Below are 14,350 nucleotides of genomic sequence, written 5' to 3'. Positions count from 1 at the left end.
CTTGAGTTTGACCCACTAGAATGCATGCCCTTGATTCTGGGGTCGGAAACGGCCGGCTTACGTCTGTGCAACGAGGAATATCCATGCAAGTTTCTGTTGAAAATACTACTGCTCTTGAGCGCCGCATGAGCGTCACCGTGCCGGCTGAGCGCATTGAGAGCCAGGTCAACAAGCGTCTGCAGCAGACTGCCCAAAAGGCCAAGATTGCTGGCTTCCGTCCAGGCAAAGTGCCAATGAGCGAAATCAAGCGCCGCTTCGGTGCCGATGCTCGTCAGGAAGCTGTTGGTGATGTGATCCAGTCGTCCTTCTACGAAGCTGTGGTTGAGCAGAAGCTGAACCCGGCCGGTTCGCCGTCGATCGAGCCAAAGTCGCTGGAAGCTGGCAAGGACCTGGAATACGTTGCCGTATTCGAAGTGTTCCCTGAGTTCACCGTTGCCGGTTTTGACGGTATCACCGTTGAGCGCCTGAGCGCTGAAGTGGCTGACGCCGATCTGGACAAGATGCTGGACATCCTGCGCAAGCAGAACACCCGTTTCGAAGTGACCGAGCGTGCTGCGCAGAACGAAGACCAGCTGAACATCGATTTCGTTGGCAAGGTCGACGGCGAAGCGTTCGCTGGCGGTTCCGCCAAGGGCACTCAGCTGGTGCTGGGTTCCGGTCGCATGATCCCTGGCTTCGAAGAAGGCCTGGTGGGTGCGAAAGCGGGCGAAGAGCGCGTTCTGAACCTGACCTTCCCTGAGGACTATCAGAACCTCGACCTGGCTGGCAAAACCGCCGAGTTCACCGTGACCGTCAACACCGTTTCCGAGCCGAAACTGCCTGAGCTGAACGAAGAGTTCTTCGCGCAATTCGGCATCAAGGAAAGCGGTCTGGAAGGCTTCCGCACCGAAGTTCGCAAGAACATGGAGCGTGAACTGCGCCAGGCGATCAAGTCCAAGGTGAAGAATCAGGTCATGGACGGTCTGCTGGCCACCAACCCGATCGAAGTGCCAAAGGCGCTGCTGGCCAACGAAGTTGATCGTCTGCGCGTGCAGGCTGTTCAGCAGTTCGGTGGCAACATCAAGCCTGACCAACTGCCGGCTGAGCTGTTCGAAGAGCAAGCCAAGCGCCGTGTCGTGCTGGGTCTGATCGTGGCTGAAGTGGTCAAGCAATTCGACCTCAAGCCTGACGAAGCTCGCGTTCGCGAAATGATTCAGGAAATGGCTTCGGCTTATCAAGAGCCTGAGCAGGTTGTGTCGTGGTACTACAAGAACGAGCAGCAGCTGAACGAAGTCCGTTCGGTTGTGCTGGAAGAACAAGTTGTGGATACTGTTCTGCAGAAAGCTAGCGTGACCGACAAATCGGTCTCTTACGAAGAAGCGGTCAAGCCGGTAGAAGCTCCAAAAGCCGACTGATTGCTGCTGCGTTAGAAGTACACACCATAAGCCAGCTCTCGAGCTGGCTTATGCGTATTCAAGACATAACTATTTGGGAGTGACTGCAGAGCATGTTCCGTAATTCTTATATTCAGCAGAACTCTGATATCCAGGCCGCCGGCGGCCTGGTCCCGATGGTTGTCGAGCAATCCGCTCGCGGCGAGCGCGCCTACGACATTTACTCGCGTCTCCTCAAGGAGCGCGTGATCTTTCTGGTGGGTCCGGTAGAGGACTACATGGCCAACCTGATCTGTGCGCAGCTGCTGTTCCTTGAAGCGGAAAACCCGGACAAGGACATCCATCTCTATATCAACTCGCCAGGCGGTTCGGTAACGGCGGGCATGTCGATCTACGACACCATGCAGTTCATCAAGCCGAATGTATCGACCACCTGCATTGGCCAGGCATGCAGCATGGGCGCATTCCTGCTGACCGCAGGTGCGCCGGGCAAGCGCTTCTGCCTGCCCAACTCGCGTGTGATGATTCACCAGCCTCTGGGCGGTTTCCAGGGCCAGGCCTCGGATATCGAAATCCATGCCAAGGAAATCCTCTTCATTCGCGAGCGTCTGAACACGCTGATGGCCAAGCACAGCGGTCGTACTCTGGAAGAAATCGAGCGCGATACCAATCGCGACAACTTCATGAGTGCAGAAGCTGCGAAGGAATACGGCCTGATCGACGAAGTGATCAACCAGCGCCCAGCGTAAAATAAGCAGCTCAAAATAGGCTTGGTCGGCACGTCTGATCAGCGGCGGGCTTGAAAAAGCCCGCAATAGCCTTCATCTTGTGTTGCAAGCCTATCGGATTTGGATCGAACGAATGACTGACACCCGCAACGGCGAGGACAACGGCAAGCTGCTCTATTGCTCCTTCTGTGGCAAAAGCCAGCATGAAGTGCGCAAATTGATTGCCGGCCCCTCGGTCTTTATCTGCGACGAGTGCGTCGACCTGTGCAATGACATCATCCGTGAGGAGGTGCAGGAAGCACAGGCCGAAAGCAGCGCGCATAAATTGCCTTCGCCTAAAGAAATCAGCGGCATCCTTGACCAGTACGTAATTGGTCAGGAGCGTGCGAAGAAGGTTCTGGCCGTAGCGGTGTACAACCACTACAAGCGCCTGAACCAGCGTGACAAGAAAAGTGACGACGTCGAACTCGGCAAGAGCAACATCCTGCTGATCGGCCCGACCGGCTCGGGCAAGACCCTGTTGGCCGAGACACTCGCGCGGTTGCTGAACGTTCCGTTCACCATTGCCGACGCAACCACCCTCACCGAGGCGGGTTACGTGGGTGAAGATGTCGAGAACATCATTCAGAAACTGTTGCAGAAGTGTGACTACGACGTGGAAAAGGCCCAGATGGGCATTGTCTACATCGACGAAATCGACAAGATTTCCCGCAAGTCCGACAACCCGTCGATCACCCGTGATGTTTCCGGTGAAGGCGTGCAGCAGGCCTTGCTCAAGTTGATCGAAGGTACGGTCGCTTCCGTTCCGCCGCAAGGTGGCCGCAAGCACCCGCAGCAGGAATTCCTGCAGGTCGACACCCGTAACATCCTGTTCATCTGCGGCGGTGCGTTCTCCGGTCTGGAAAAGGTTATTCAAAACCGTTCCACCAAGGGCGGCATCGGCTTCAACGCAGAAGTACGCAGCAAGGAAGAAGGCAAGAAAGTCGGTGAATCCCTGCGTGAAGTCGAGCCTGACGATCTGGTCAAGTTCGGTCTGATCCCGGAATTCGTTGGCCGTCTGCCGGTCCTGGCGACGTTGGACGAGCTGGATGAGGCTGCGCTGATGCAGATTCTCACCGAGCCGAAGAATGCCCTGACCAAACAGTATGCCAAGCTGTTCGAGATGGAAGGCGTGGATCTGGAGTTCCGTACAGACGCGCTGAAATCGGTCGCCAAGCGTGCCCTGGAGCGTAAAACCGGTGCCCGTGGCCTGCGTTCGATTCTCGAAGGTGTGCTGCTCGACACGATGTATGAAATCCCCTCGCAGTCTGAGGTGAGCAAAGTCGTGATCGATGAAAGCGTCATCGAAGGCAAGTCCAAGCCACTGTATATCTACGAAAACAGTGAGCCGACGGCCAAGGCAGCGCCGGACGCGTAAGCGCCCACTCTGCCGGAACAAAGAAGGGGCCTTCGGGCCCCTTTTCTTTTAGTACTTTTTTACATCCGCTTTGTGCTTGTTTTTTTTCAAGGCAGCCCCCATCTTGGTTTCAAGCTTAATTCCATCTGATTACGGCCATATGGCCGCCGTAGAGGCGAAATCATGAAGACAACCATCGAATTGCCTCTCCTGCCATTGCGTGATGTCGTGGTTTATCCGCACATGGTTATCCCGCTGTTCGTGGGGCGCGAGAAATCCATCGAAGCCCTCGAGGCAGCGATGACGGGTGACAAGCAGATCCTCCTGCTGGCCCAGAGAAACCCGGCTGACGATGATCCCGGTGAAGAGGCTCTCTATCGCGTAGGTACCATCGCCACCGTTCTGCAGCTGCTGAAGCTGCCTGACGGCACCGTCAAGGTTCTGGTCGAAGGCGAGCAGCGCGGCGCCGTGGAGCGCTTCAGTGAGGTCGACGGCCACTGCCGTGCCGAGGTGTCGTTGATCGACGAAGTCGACGCCGCCGAGCGCGAATCGGAAGTGTTCGTGCGCAGCCTGCTGTCGCAGTTCGAACAATATGTGCAGCTGGGCAAGAAAGTCCCGGCTGAAGTCCTGTCATCCCTCAACAGCATCGATGAGCCGGGCCGCCTGGTCGACACCATGGCCGCGCACATGGCGCTGAAAATCGAGCAGAAGCAGGAAATCCTCGAAATCATCGATTTGTCGGCCCGGGTCGAGCACGTTCTGGCGCTGCTGGACGCCGAGATCGACCTGCTGCAGGTTGAAAAACGCATTCGTGGTCGGGTCAAGAAGCAAATGGAGCGCAGTCAGCGTGAGTACTACCTGAATGAGCAGATGAAGGCCATTCAGAAAGAACTCGGCGACAGTGACGAAGGCCACAACGAAATCGAAGACCTGAAGAAGCGCATCGACGCTGCCGGTCTGCCGAAAGACGCCCTGGCCAAGGCTACCGCCGAGCTGAACAAGCTCAAGCAGATGTCGCCGATGTCCGCCGAAGCCACCGTGGTTCGTTCCTACATCGACTGGCTGGTGCAGGTGCCGTGGAAGGCCCAGAGCAAGGTGCGCCTGGACCTGGCCCGCGCCGAAGACATTCTCGACGCCGATCACTACGGTCTCGAAGAGGTCAAGGAACGCATCCTCGAATACCTCGCCGTGCAGAAACGCGTGAAGAAAATCCGTGGCCCGGTGTTGTGCCTGGTCGGTCCTCCTGGCGTGGGTAAAACCTCGCTGGCGGAGTCGATTGCCCACGCCACCAACCGTAAATTCGTGCGCATGGCCCTCGGTGGCGTGCGTGACGAAGCGGAAATTCGCGGTCATCGCCGGACTTACATCGGTTCGATGCCGGGAAGATTGATTCAAAAGATGACAAAAGTGGGCGTGCGCAACCCGCTGTTCCTGCTCGACGAAATCGACAAAATGGGCAGCGACATGCGTGGCGATCCAGCCTCGGCGTTGCTGGAAGTGCTCGATCCGGAGCAGAACCACAACTTCAACGATCACTATCTGGAGGTCGATTACGACCTGTCGGACGTGATGTTCCTCTGCACCTCGAACTCGATGAATATCCCACCGGCGCTGCTCGACCGGATGGAAGTGATCCGTCTGCCGGGCTACACCGAGGACGAGAAGATCAACATCGCAGTCAAGTACCTGTCGCCAAAGCAGATTCAGGCCAACGGCTTGAAGAAGGGCGAACTGGAATTCGACGAGGAAGCGATCCGCGACATCATCCGTTACTACACCCGCGAAGCCGGTGTACGTGGCCTCGAGCGGCAGATTGCCAAGGTCTGCCGCAAGGCGGTCAAGGAGCATGCCCTGGAGAAACGCTTCTCGGTGAAAGTGACAGCCGACCTGCTCGAGCACTTCCTGGGTGTGCGTAAGTTCCGCTACGGCCTGGCCGAGCAGCAGGATCAGATCGGTCAGGTGACCGGCCTGGCCTGGACTCAGGTTGGCGGCGAGTTGCTGACCATCGAAGCCGCCGTGGTACCGGGCAAAGGGCAGTTGATCAAGACCGGCTCGCTGGGCGATGTAATGGTCGAATCGATCACTGCGGCGTTGACCGTGGTGCGCAGTCGCGCCAAGAGCCTGGGTATTCCGCTGGACTTCCACGAGAAGCGCGATACCCACATTCACATGCCGGAAGGCGCGACGCCGAAGGATGGCCCGAGCGCCGGTGTGGGCATGTGCACCGCCCTGGTGTCGGCATTGACCGGCATTCCGGTACGTGCCGATGTTGCCATGACTGGCGAGATCACATTGCGTGGTCAGGTATTGGCAATTGGTGGTCTGAAGGAAAAACTGCTCGCGGCTCATCGCGGCGGAATCAAGATCGTGATTATTCCGGAAGAGAACGTGCGTGATCTGAAGGAGATTCCTGACAATATTAAGCAGGATCTGCAGATCAAACCGGTTAAATGGATTGACGAGGTCCTGCAAATTGCGCTGCAATACGCGCCGGAGCCCTTGCCGGATGTGGCTCCCGAGATAGTTGCCAAGGACGAAAAACGTGAGTCTGACTCTAAGGAAAGAATTAGCACGCATTAGTACGCATTTGCCTGGGGGGCTTCCTTGACAGCTTTTTAGAGCCCTTGTTATAAAGCGGCTCTTAAGTGTCTGTAGGCCATTCAGCACTGGTTTTTGCTTTCACCAAAAAACTTAGAATCATACTCAAATAGATATAAGGGGACTTAGAGTGAACAAGTCGGAACTGATTGATGCTATCGCTGACTCCACTGATTTGCCGAAAGCTGTTGCTGGCCGTGCGTTGGACGCTGTCATCGAGTCCGTCACTGGCGCTCTGAAGGCCGGCGACTCCGTTGTACTGGTCGGTTTCGGTACTTTCTCCGTGACTGATCGTCCGGCTCGCACCGGTCGTAACCCACAGACCGGCAAAACTCTGGAAATTCCAGCTGCTAAAAAGCCAGGTTTCAAAGCCGGTAAAGCCCTGAAAGAAGCTGTCAACTAAGTTTGATTCAGGTTTTTACCCATCCGGGTCGGGGTCATGCCTGACTTGGCAGCGGAGCGGTAGAGCAGGGGGCTGAAACAGTCGCCTGCTAAACCGGGATCGAGGGTTCGAGCCCTGTCCGCTCCGCCAGTTACGAGAAGGCGCATCCTCGGATGCGCCTTTCTTCTATCCGGATTCTACCCACGCTCCACGGTTGCCTAAATTGAAGTTCAACCGTTTCTGGGGGACGCATGCTGCAGAATATCAGGGACAATTCACAAGGCTGGATTGCCAAGACCATTATCGGGGTCATCGTTGCACTGATGGCCCTGACCGGTTTCGATGCCATTTTCAAGGCCACGACGCACTCCAACGAGGCGGCCAAGGTCAATGGCGAAGAAATCAGCCAGAACGAGCTGAGCCAGGCGGTGGATATGCAACGCCGCCAGCTGATGCAACAGCTGGGCAAGGACTTCGACGCTTCCTTGCTCGACGAAAAAATGCTGCGCGACTCGGCCCTCAAAGGCCTGATCGATCGCAAACTGCTGCTGCAAGGCGCAGAAAAATCCAAGTTCGCCTTCTCCGAAGCCGCACTCGACCAGGTGATTCTGCAAACCCCTGAATTCCAGGTGGATGGCAAGTTCAGCTCCGAGCGCTTCGACCAGGTGATCCGTCAACTGGGCTACAGCCGTATGCAGTTCCGCCAGATGCTGGCCCAGGAAATGCTGATCGGCCAACTGCGTGCGGGCGTGGCCGGCAGCGGTTTCGTCACTGATGCCCAGGTGCAGTCGTTCGCCCGTCTGGAAAAACAGACTCGCGACTTCGCCTCCCTGAACATCAAGGCTGACCCGGCCGCGGTGAAGTTGACCGACGATGAAGTCAAGGCTTACTACGACGAGCACGCCAAGGAGTTTATGACTCCCGACCAAGTGGTCATCGATTACCTGGAACTGAAGAAGGCTTCGTTCTTCGATCAGGTTGCCGTCAAGGACGAAGACCTGCAGGCGGCTTATCAGAAAGAGATTGCCAACCTGTCGGAACAGCGTCGCGCGGCGCACATCCTGATCGAAGTGAACGACAAGACCACCGAGGCCCAGGCCAAGGCGAAGATCGAGGAAGTCCAGGCGCGCCTGGCCAAGGGCGAGAAGTTTGAAGCACTGGCCAAGGAGTTCTCCCAGGACCCTGGTTCGGCCAACAATGGCGGTGACCTCGGTTACGCCGGTCCTGGCGTTTACGACCCGGCTTTCGAAAAAGCCCTGTACGCGCTGTCCAAGGATCAGGTTTCCGCGCCGGTTCGCACCGATTTCGGTTTCCATCTGATCAAGCTGCTGGGTGTCGAAGCACCGGAAGTGCCAAGCTTCGCCAGCCTCAAGGACAAGCTGACCCGCGAGCTGAAGACCCAGCAGGTCGAGCAGCGTTTCGTCGAGGCGACCAAGCAACTGGAAGACGCTTCGTTCGAGGCCTCCGACCTGGCGCAGCCGGCGCAGGATCTGAAACTGACCGTGCACACCTCCAAGCCGTTCGGCCGTGAAGGTGGCGAAGGCATTGCGGCCAACCGCGCCGTGGTGACTGCCGCGTTCAGCACCGAAGTCCTGGATGAGGGTGCCAACAGCACCGCCATCGAGCTGGATCCGGAAACCGTTGTCGTGCTGCGCGCCAAGGAGCATCTCAAGCCTGCGCAACTGCCGCTGGAAGCCGTGTCCACGGCCATTCGCGCGCAGTTGACCAAGGAGCACGCCAGCGCTGCCGCCAAGACCAAGGCCGAGCAACTGATTGCCAGCCTGCGTGATGGCAAGACCCCGCTCGACGGCGCGATCGACGGCCAGAACTGGAAAGTCACCGAAGCGGCCACCCGTGCCCAGGACGGTGTCGATCCAGCGGTACTGCAAGCGCTGTTCCGCATGCCGAAACCGGCGGCCAAGGACAAGCCGACCTTCAGCAGCGTGACGCTGGCTGACGGCAGCCTGATGATCCTGCGCCTGAACGGTGTCAATGAAGCTGCTGCGCCGACCGATGAAGAGAAGGCGCAATACCGTCGCTTCCTTGCTTCGCGTATCGGCCAGCAAGACTTCGCGGCTTACCGCAAGCAGCTTGAAAGCGAAGCGGACATCAAGCGTTACTGATGTCTGACTGAGTGGCAGGACCAGAGCCCCGGATGAACATCCGGGGCTTTTTTTTGCCCGTCAGGTTGCCCGGGGAAAGCCATGACGGCGGGCGTTGAAGGTCGCCGACAGCGTCAGCACCAGGATGGCCACGACGATCCACGGAAACGTCTCGACGCCGACGTTGCCCAGCAGCAGGCCGCCGGCCAGGCCACCGCCGGCAATGCCGACGTTCCACAGAGTCACCAGCATCGATTGCGCGGTGTCGGCGGCGTCCCTTGCGGTTTTCGCTGAAGCGGTCTGCAACAGCGAAGGCATCGCGCCGAAGGCCAGGCCCCAGACGCCGGTAGCGAGGTAGACCACGCTCGGCCACTCACGCCAAAGCCCCAGGGCAATGGCCGCGAGCATGAACAGCATGGCACTGATCAATGCCAGCTCGCGCAGCCAGCGATCGATCAGGCTGCCGACGATCCACAGGCTCAGCACCGAGGCCAGGCCGAACACCAGCAGCACCCGGTCGATGTCGTCGCCAAGCCCCGAGGGTTGCAGGAAGGGCGCGATGTAGGTGTACAGCAGATTGTGCGCGACCACGTAGGTCAGGGTTACGAACAGCACGGATCTCACGCCCGGCAGGGTAAACACCTGACGCAGCGGCAGGCGCTTGCTGGCACGCTCGCCGGCAAAGTCCGGCACTTGCCAGCGCACCCAGAGCACCAGCAGCAGCGTCAGTGCGGTCATGATCGCGAAGCTCAGGCGCCAGCCGATCGCGGTGCCCAACAGTGTGCCCGCCGGAATTCCCAGCGACAGCGCAACGGGTGCGCCGAGCATGGCCACGGTGATGGCACGTCCTTGCAGGTGCTCGCCGACCATGCGGCTCGCGTACCCCGCAAGCAACGCCCACAACAGTCCGGCAAACACGCCGGCAATCAGTCGCGCAAGCAGCGTCAGCCAGTACAGATCCGACAGGGCTGTAATGCTGTTGGCGATGGCAAAGCCGCCGATCGCCGATAACAGCAGCGGTCGCCGACGCCAGCCACGGGTGGCGATGGTCAGCGGAATGGCCGCCAGCATCGAGCCGAGGGCGTACACCGTGACCAGTTGCCCGACCAATGCCTGCGAGACGCCCAGGCCGCTGCTCATTTGTGGCAACAGGCCAGCGGGCATGGCTTCGGTCAGCACCGTGATGAAGCCGGCAGTGGCGAGCGCGAGCAGTGCGCCAAGGGGCAGGCGTTCGCGCGCCTCGACCGGGTGGTCGAGGGACGGGGAGGTCAGTTGTGCATCGTTCATGGGGTCAGCATCCGTTTTGCCGAAGGTGATGAAGGCCATAGGGTAGGGCGCTGTGTATTAGGGAAAAACAGGTTATGGTTCCGAACATATCGGACCTGGATGTCGGCAATCGGAGAATGGGTATGGATAGCCTGGGCAGTATCGCGGTGTTCGTGCAGGTGGCGGAAACCCGCAGTTTCACTGAGGCGGGGCGCCTGCAAGGGGTGTCGTCTTCGGCGGTGGGCAAAAGCATTGCCCGCTTGGAAGCGCGGCTCGGCGTGCGCTTGTTTCACCGCACGACCCGCAGCATCACCCTGACCAGCGAAGGCGCGTTGTTTCTCGAGCGGTGCCGCAAGATTCTCGCAGAACTGGAGGCTGCTCAATTCGAGCTGTGCGACGCCACATCGGCGCCGCACGGCAAGCTGCGAGTCAGCCTGCCGCAGGTGCACGGGCTGGTCATGCCGGTGATGACCGAGTTCATGGCGCTGTTTCCCCAGATCGAGCTGGATCTGGACCTCACCGATCGCATGGTCGACGTGGTCGAAGAGGGCTTCGACGCGGTGATCCGCACCGGCCAACCGCGGGACTCCCGCCTGATGGCGCGGCCGTTGGGAGAATTTCACATGGTGCTGGTCGCCAGCCCGGACTATCTGCGCCAGCGCGGCGTACCGGCGACGCCTGCCGACCTGGCGGATCACGCCTGCCTGCGCCACACGTTCCACGCCACTGGCAAACTGGAGCCCTGGCCGCTGGTGCGCGAGCCGGGCGCGGTCGAACCGCCGTTGCCGACGCGCCTGGTCAGCACCTCCATCGAGGCGGTGAGCCACGCGGCGCTGGCCGGCATGGGCATCGCCTGCCTGCCGGACTTCATGACCCACGAGGCGGTTGCGCAAGGGCGTCTGCAGCGAGTGCTGGACGCGCACCTGGCGCATGTCGGCCAGTTCTGGGTGCTGTGGCCATCAAGTCGCCACGCGACCGCCAAATTACGCGTGTTCGTCGATCATTTGGCGGCTCGACTTTTTCCTGTCGACCACGCTCGGTAGAGTTGTAACTGTTTTAAGACACTAATCGGTGCGCCGCCGGGCTGCGATCTGTTGCACAATACGCCCCGGACCGTTTTCCCTCAGGATGTTTAATGTTGAATTCTATTCCCGTGCGTTTCATCGGGTTGGCGTTGTTGCTGACCGCCGCTGCCGGCTGTTCCAAGGACAAGCCGATCTACGAGCATGAGAACTTCGACGACTCCGGCACGTTCTCGCGCAACTATCCGGTCACCGACACTGCCAGTTGCGAAGCGGCCCGCCGCGCGTTGCTCAGCCAGGGCTACATCATCACCAGCAGCGACCCGAAACTGGTCAGTGGCCACAAGAGCTTTCAGCAGACCGGCGAAACCCACCTGGAAATCAGTTTCAACGTGGTCTGCGCCGATGACGGCAGCGCCGGCCACCATGCCACGGTGTTCGCCAATGCCTTGCAGGATCGCTATGCGCTGAAGAAGACCAATAACTCCGCCAGCCTCGGGGTCGGCGTGCTCGGTTCGGTGTCGATGCCGATTGGCTCGTCGGACGATTCGATGGTCAAGGTGGCCAGCGAAACGGTGTCTTCGCAGAAGTTCTACGAGCGCTTCTTCACGCTGGTCGAGCTGTTCCTGCCGGCCGAAGCGAAGAAAGCCGCGCACATTACGGAAAAACCCAAGACCGACCTGGGCGTGCCTGAAGCCAAGGCCGCGCCGGCCGCCCTGGCACCGGCTGCAGCGCCGGCCCCGGCGGCCACGCCCGCACCGGCAGCAGAACCGGCGGCGACACCCTCGCCAGCGCCGGCCGACGTTGCGCCGGTCAGTGCCGAACCCGTCGCCCCGCCGGCCGAAGCGGCTCCGATCACTCCGGCCCCTGCGGCTGAACCCGCCCCGGCGAGCGAGACCATCACGCCGCCGACCAATCCAAGCGATCTGCCGCCACCGTCCGAGCCGATTCCGGCCATGCCTGCCACTGGGCAGTGACCCGCGGGGGAGCGAGTGCGCTCGCTCCCGTCCACTGGCGCTGAGGCGACGCTGGAAAAGCTGACCCTGCCATCAAAAAATCCCGTGATAAATTCCTGAGCGCCTGCTACGTTTCAAACATGAAGGCCGGGTTTCATTTTTCCTTCATGCGGGCACTTTATGCTCGAGGCGCTGGTCCTTTGTTCAGGACCATTTTTAGCGAGCAGTCAGGGGGATTACACGATGGATGATTATCAAGAAGAGCTGCTCGAATATCAGGCCTACGAGCTGGACTCCCCGGAGCCGGCGGAAGACGCCACCGAGCTGTAAGGCGTCAGGCGGTCTTGCGGTGACTGCGACGGAACTCGCCAGGGGTCTGGCCGTTCCAGCGCTTGAAGGCGCGCTGGAAAGCTTCGGCTGAGGCAAAACCCAGCAGGTAGGCGATCTCGCCGAACGCCAGTTCGGTGTCGCGAATGTAGGTCATCGCCAGGTCACGGCGCGTGTCGTTGAGGATCGCGCGAAACTGCGTGCCTTCCTCGGCAAGTTTGCGCCGCAGCGTCCAGGTCGGCAGCTTCAGGCGCGCCGCCACTTCCTCCAGGTCGGGTTCCCGGCCACCATTGAGCAACGGCCCGAGCAATTGCGTGATGCGTTCACGTAGGCTGCGGGTGCGGGTCATCTGCTCCAGTTCGCGTTCACACAGTTGCAGCAGGTGCCGCCAGGTGCTCGGGCAGTGCTGCGGGTTGCGCAGGGCGAGGCTGGCCAGGCTCAGGCGCAACTGGTTCTGTTCGGCGCCGAACTGGATCGGCGACTCGCCGAGCACGGCGTAGGCGTCGCGGTAGTCCGGGGTATCGAACTCGATTTCAATGCGCTCGGCACGCAGCGCAGCACCGCCGACACTGCCGAGCTGGTGCAGCCAGCCGGCAATGATCGAATCCACCACAAAGCGGTTATAGGCGTTGTACGGGCTGATCGAGTAGAAGCGCAGCCAGGCGCCGTTGGCGTCCTCATGGAAGCTCGACTGGCCGCGATAGTTCGAGCCATAAAGCGGTTCGAAACGGATCAGGCAACGGGCAGCCTCGCGTACGGTCGGGGCCTGGGCGGCCGTGACACCGGCCAGGCCGGCCTGGCTCAGGCGACTCAATTGGCCCATGCGCAGCCCCAGCGCCGCGTCGCCGGTCAGCTGAATCGCGGCGTGGCCCAGGCGCATGTAGCGCGGAATCGACAGGCGTGCCCCGGCTTCCGCGAGCCGGGCGGCGTCGAGGCCGTACTGCTCGAGCAGCGGCACGGGGTCAATGGCATGGCTGCGCACGGCATCGGCGAGGCTGTGGACGAAGCCCACCGACAGATCCCCGAGACGCATCGGCAGCGGCTTCATGCTTACAACCAGAGATTGAGCAGGCGTGCACCGCGCGCTTCGCCATCGGCGAACTGCTGGCCGTTGCTGCTGAGGAAGCTTTGCCCGGAACTCGGTTTGTCCCAGAACTGCCCGCGCAGGAACACGCTCATGCCGGCAATTGCCCGGCTGCTGGGTGGTTGCGCGGTCAGCGTGAGGCGATGCCAGGCCTGGCCTTCGCTGACTTCACCGGGCTTGAGGCTGACCGAACTCGGTGTGCTCAGACCCTTGTAGCCGCGCCACGGCTGATCCCAGACGCCGTGGCCGATGACGAATGCCGGCACCGCGATCAGTTGTGCGCCTTGCTCGTCGAGTTTGCGGTAGTTGTCGGGGTACCAGCTGTCGCTGCCGATCAGTACACCAAGGCGCCCGGCCGGAGTGTCGACCACAGTGACCAGGTGCGCGTCGTTGGCTTGCAGCACTTCGCGCTGGTCGAAGATCGGATGCATCTGCCGCTGTGGCTGGCCGAGTGGCAGGCCGTCGCTGCCGAACACCACGCTGCTGTTGAACAACGGGCCGCTGCCGACCTTGAGCCGGCCGTCGATCACGCGCGGCTCCGGGAGGACGATGGAGCCGGCCACCAGGGTGACGTGAAACTCTTTGGCCAGGCCGCCGAACAGCGCCTGGTAATCCTTGGCCATGTCGCGGGATTTCATGCGCAGGTGGGCGTCGTCGAGGCGGTTGCTGCCGCTGGCGCTGAGCCACGCGCGGGCGAAGCGCAACGGGTTGCTCGCCGCCAGCCAGTTCATCGCTTCGGCGAGGGTGGGCGCCTGGTACAGCTCGTCTTTCTCGCCGCTGATCATCAGCCAGGTGCCAATGTGCTCGGGCAGCACCACCACGGTTTTTTCGTTCAGCAGGCCCTGATCCTGAGCCTGTTGCAGATAGGCCGCGAGCTTGCGATGCAGGCGTGCCGGGCTCTGGTAATCGGTGGGGAACAGTTCCGGCTGGATGCCCAGCAGGTTGCCATGGTCGGCGGGCGTGCCCTGGTCGACCGCCAGCCTGATGCGCAGGTCCGACAAGTAATGCCCCACCGGGCGGTCGGCCGCCCACATGGCGTAGGCAGCAACGGCGGCCACAAGGGCCATGGAAAAAGTCAGGTACAAAAGTCTGCGCATGAAAACCAACAACAACCGG

The 14,350-nt window shown here is 60.4% G+C and carries 12 protein-coding genes; 9 read left to right on the top strand and 3 right to left on the bottom strand.

The window, feature by feature from the left end:
- Positions 1-83 precede the first annotated feature (83 nt).
- From tig to QRN70_RS05660, 6 genes are all read left to right on the top strand, one after another.
- Positions 84-1,394, top strand: coding sequence for a trigger factor (gene tig, locus QRN70_RS05685; RefSeq protein ID WP_285416249.1), 1,311 nt, complete (start codon positions 84-86; stop codon positions 1,392-1,394).
- A gap of 92 nt (positions 1,395-1,486) precedes the next feature.
- Complete coding sequence (gene clpP, locus QRN70_RS05680; RefSeq protein WP_007951559.1) at positions 1,487-2,122, top strand: ATP-dependent Clp endopeptidase proteolytic subunit ClpP; 636 nt, start codon at positions 1,487-1,489, stop codon at positions 2,120-2,122.
- 112 nt (positions 2,123-2,234) lie between these two features.
- Positions 2,235-3,518, top strand: coding sequence for an ATP-dependent Clp protease ATP-binding subunit ClpX (gene clpX / locus QRN70_RS05675; RefSeq protein ID WP_285416247.1), 1,284 nt, complete (start codon positions 2,235-2,237; stop codon positions 3,516-3,518).
- 162 nt (positions 3,519-3,680) lie between these two features.
- Positions 3,681-6,077 (top strand): endopeptidase La, encoded by a 2,397-nt coding sequence (gene lon, locus QRN70_RS05670; protein ID WP_285416245.1) that lies wholly within the window; start codon positions 3,681-3,683, stop codon positions 6,075-6,077.
- A 148-nt stretch (positions 6,078-6,225) separates the two neighbouring features.
- Entirely contained in the window at positions 6,226-6,498 is a 273-nt protein-coding gene (locus tag QRN70_RS05665) for an HU family DNA-binding protein (RefSeq protein WP_285416243.1), read from the top strand.
- A gap of 230 nt (positions 6,499-6,728) precedes the next feature.
- Positions 6,729-8,600 carry a SurA N-terminal domain-containing protein gene (locus QRN70_RS05660; protein WP_285416242.1) on the top strand — a complete coding sequence of 624 codons (1,872 nt, stop codon included), beginning with the start codon at positions 6,729-6,731 and terminating at the stop codon, positions 8,598-8,600.
- 60 nt (positions 8,601-8,660) lie between these two features.
- On the opposite strand, the gene QRN70_RS05655 is transcribed toward QRN70_RS05660, so the two are convergent.
- Positions 8,661-9,866, bottom strand: a complete 1,206-nt coding sequence (locus QRN70_RS05655; protein WP_285416240.1) for an MFS transporter — start codon at positions 9,864-9,866, stop codon at positions 8,661-8,663.
- Positions 9,867-9,988: 122 nt separating this feature from the next.
- On the opposite strand from QRN70_RS05655, the gene QRN70_RS05650 reads away from it, so the two are divergent.
- The 3 genes from QRN70_RS05650 (at position 9,989) to QRN70_RS05640 (ending at position 12,153) form a co-directional block, all read left to right on the top strand.
- Entirely contained in the window at positions 9,989-10,888 is a 900-nt protein-coding gene (locus tag QRN70_RS05650) for a LysR family transcriptional regulator (RefSeq protein ID WP_285416238.1), read from the top strand.
- A gap of 92 nt (positions 10,889-10,980) precedes the next feature.
- The gene (locus QRN70_RS05645; RefSeq protein ID WP_285416237.1) at positions 10,981-11,844 is read left to right on the top strand and encodes a DUF2242 domain-containing protein; all 864 of its coding nucleotides are present in this window, start codon (positions 10,981-10,983) and stop codon (positions 11,842-11,844) included.
- A 159-nt stretch (positions 11,845-12,003) separates the two neighbouring features.
- Positions 12,004-12,153, top strand: coding sequence for a hypothetical protein (locus QRN70_RS05640; protein WP_285416236.1), 150 nt, complete (start codon positions 12,004-12,006; stop codon positions 12,151-12,153).
- A 4-nt stretch (positions 12,154-12,157) separates the two neighbouring features.
- On the opposite strand, the gene QRN70_RS05635 is transcribed toward QRN70_RS05640, so the two are convergent.
- Positions 12,158-13,198, bottom strand: coding sequence for an AraC family transcriptional regulator (locus QRN70_RS05635; protein WP_285416234.1), 1,041 nt, complete (start codon positions 13,196-13,198; stop codon positions 12,158-12,160).
- Between the two features lie 2 nt (positions 13,199-13,200).
- Complete coding sequence (locus QRN70_RS05630; protein ID WP_285416232.1) at positions 13,201-14,331, bottom strand: carbon-nitrogen hydrolase family protein; 1,131 nt, start codon at positions 14,329-14,331, stop codon at positions 13,201-13,203.
- Positions 14,332-14,350 lie beyond the last annotated feature (19 nt).

It is taken from the genome of Pseudomonas sp. efr-133-TYG-5 (assembly GCF_030209175.1).
GTDB lineage: Bacteria > Pseudomonadota > Gammaproteobacteria > Pseudomonadales > Pseudomonadaceae > Aquipseudomonas.
This window is presented reverse-complemented; position numbering and strand designations above follow the sequence as displayed.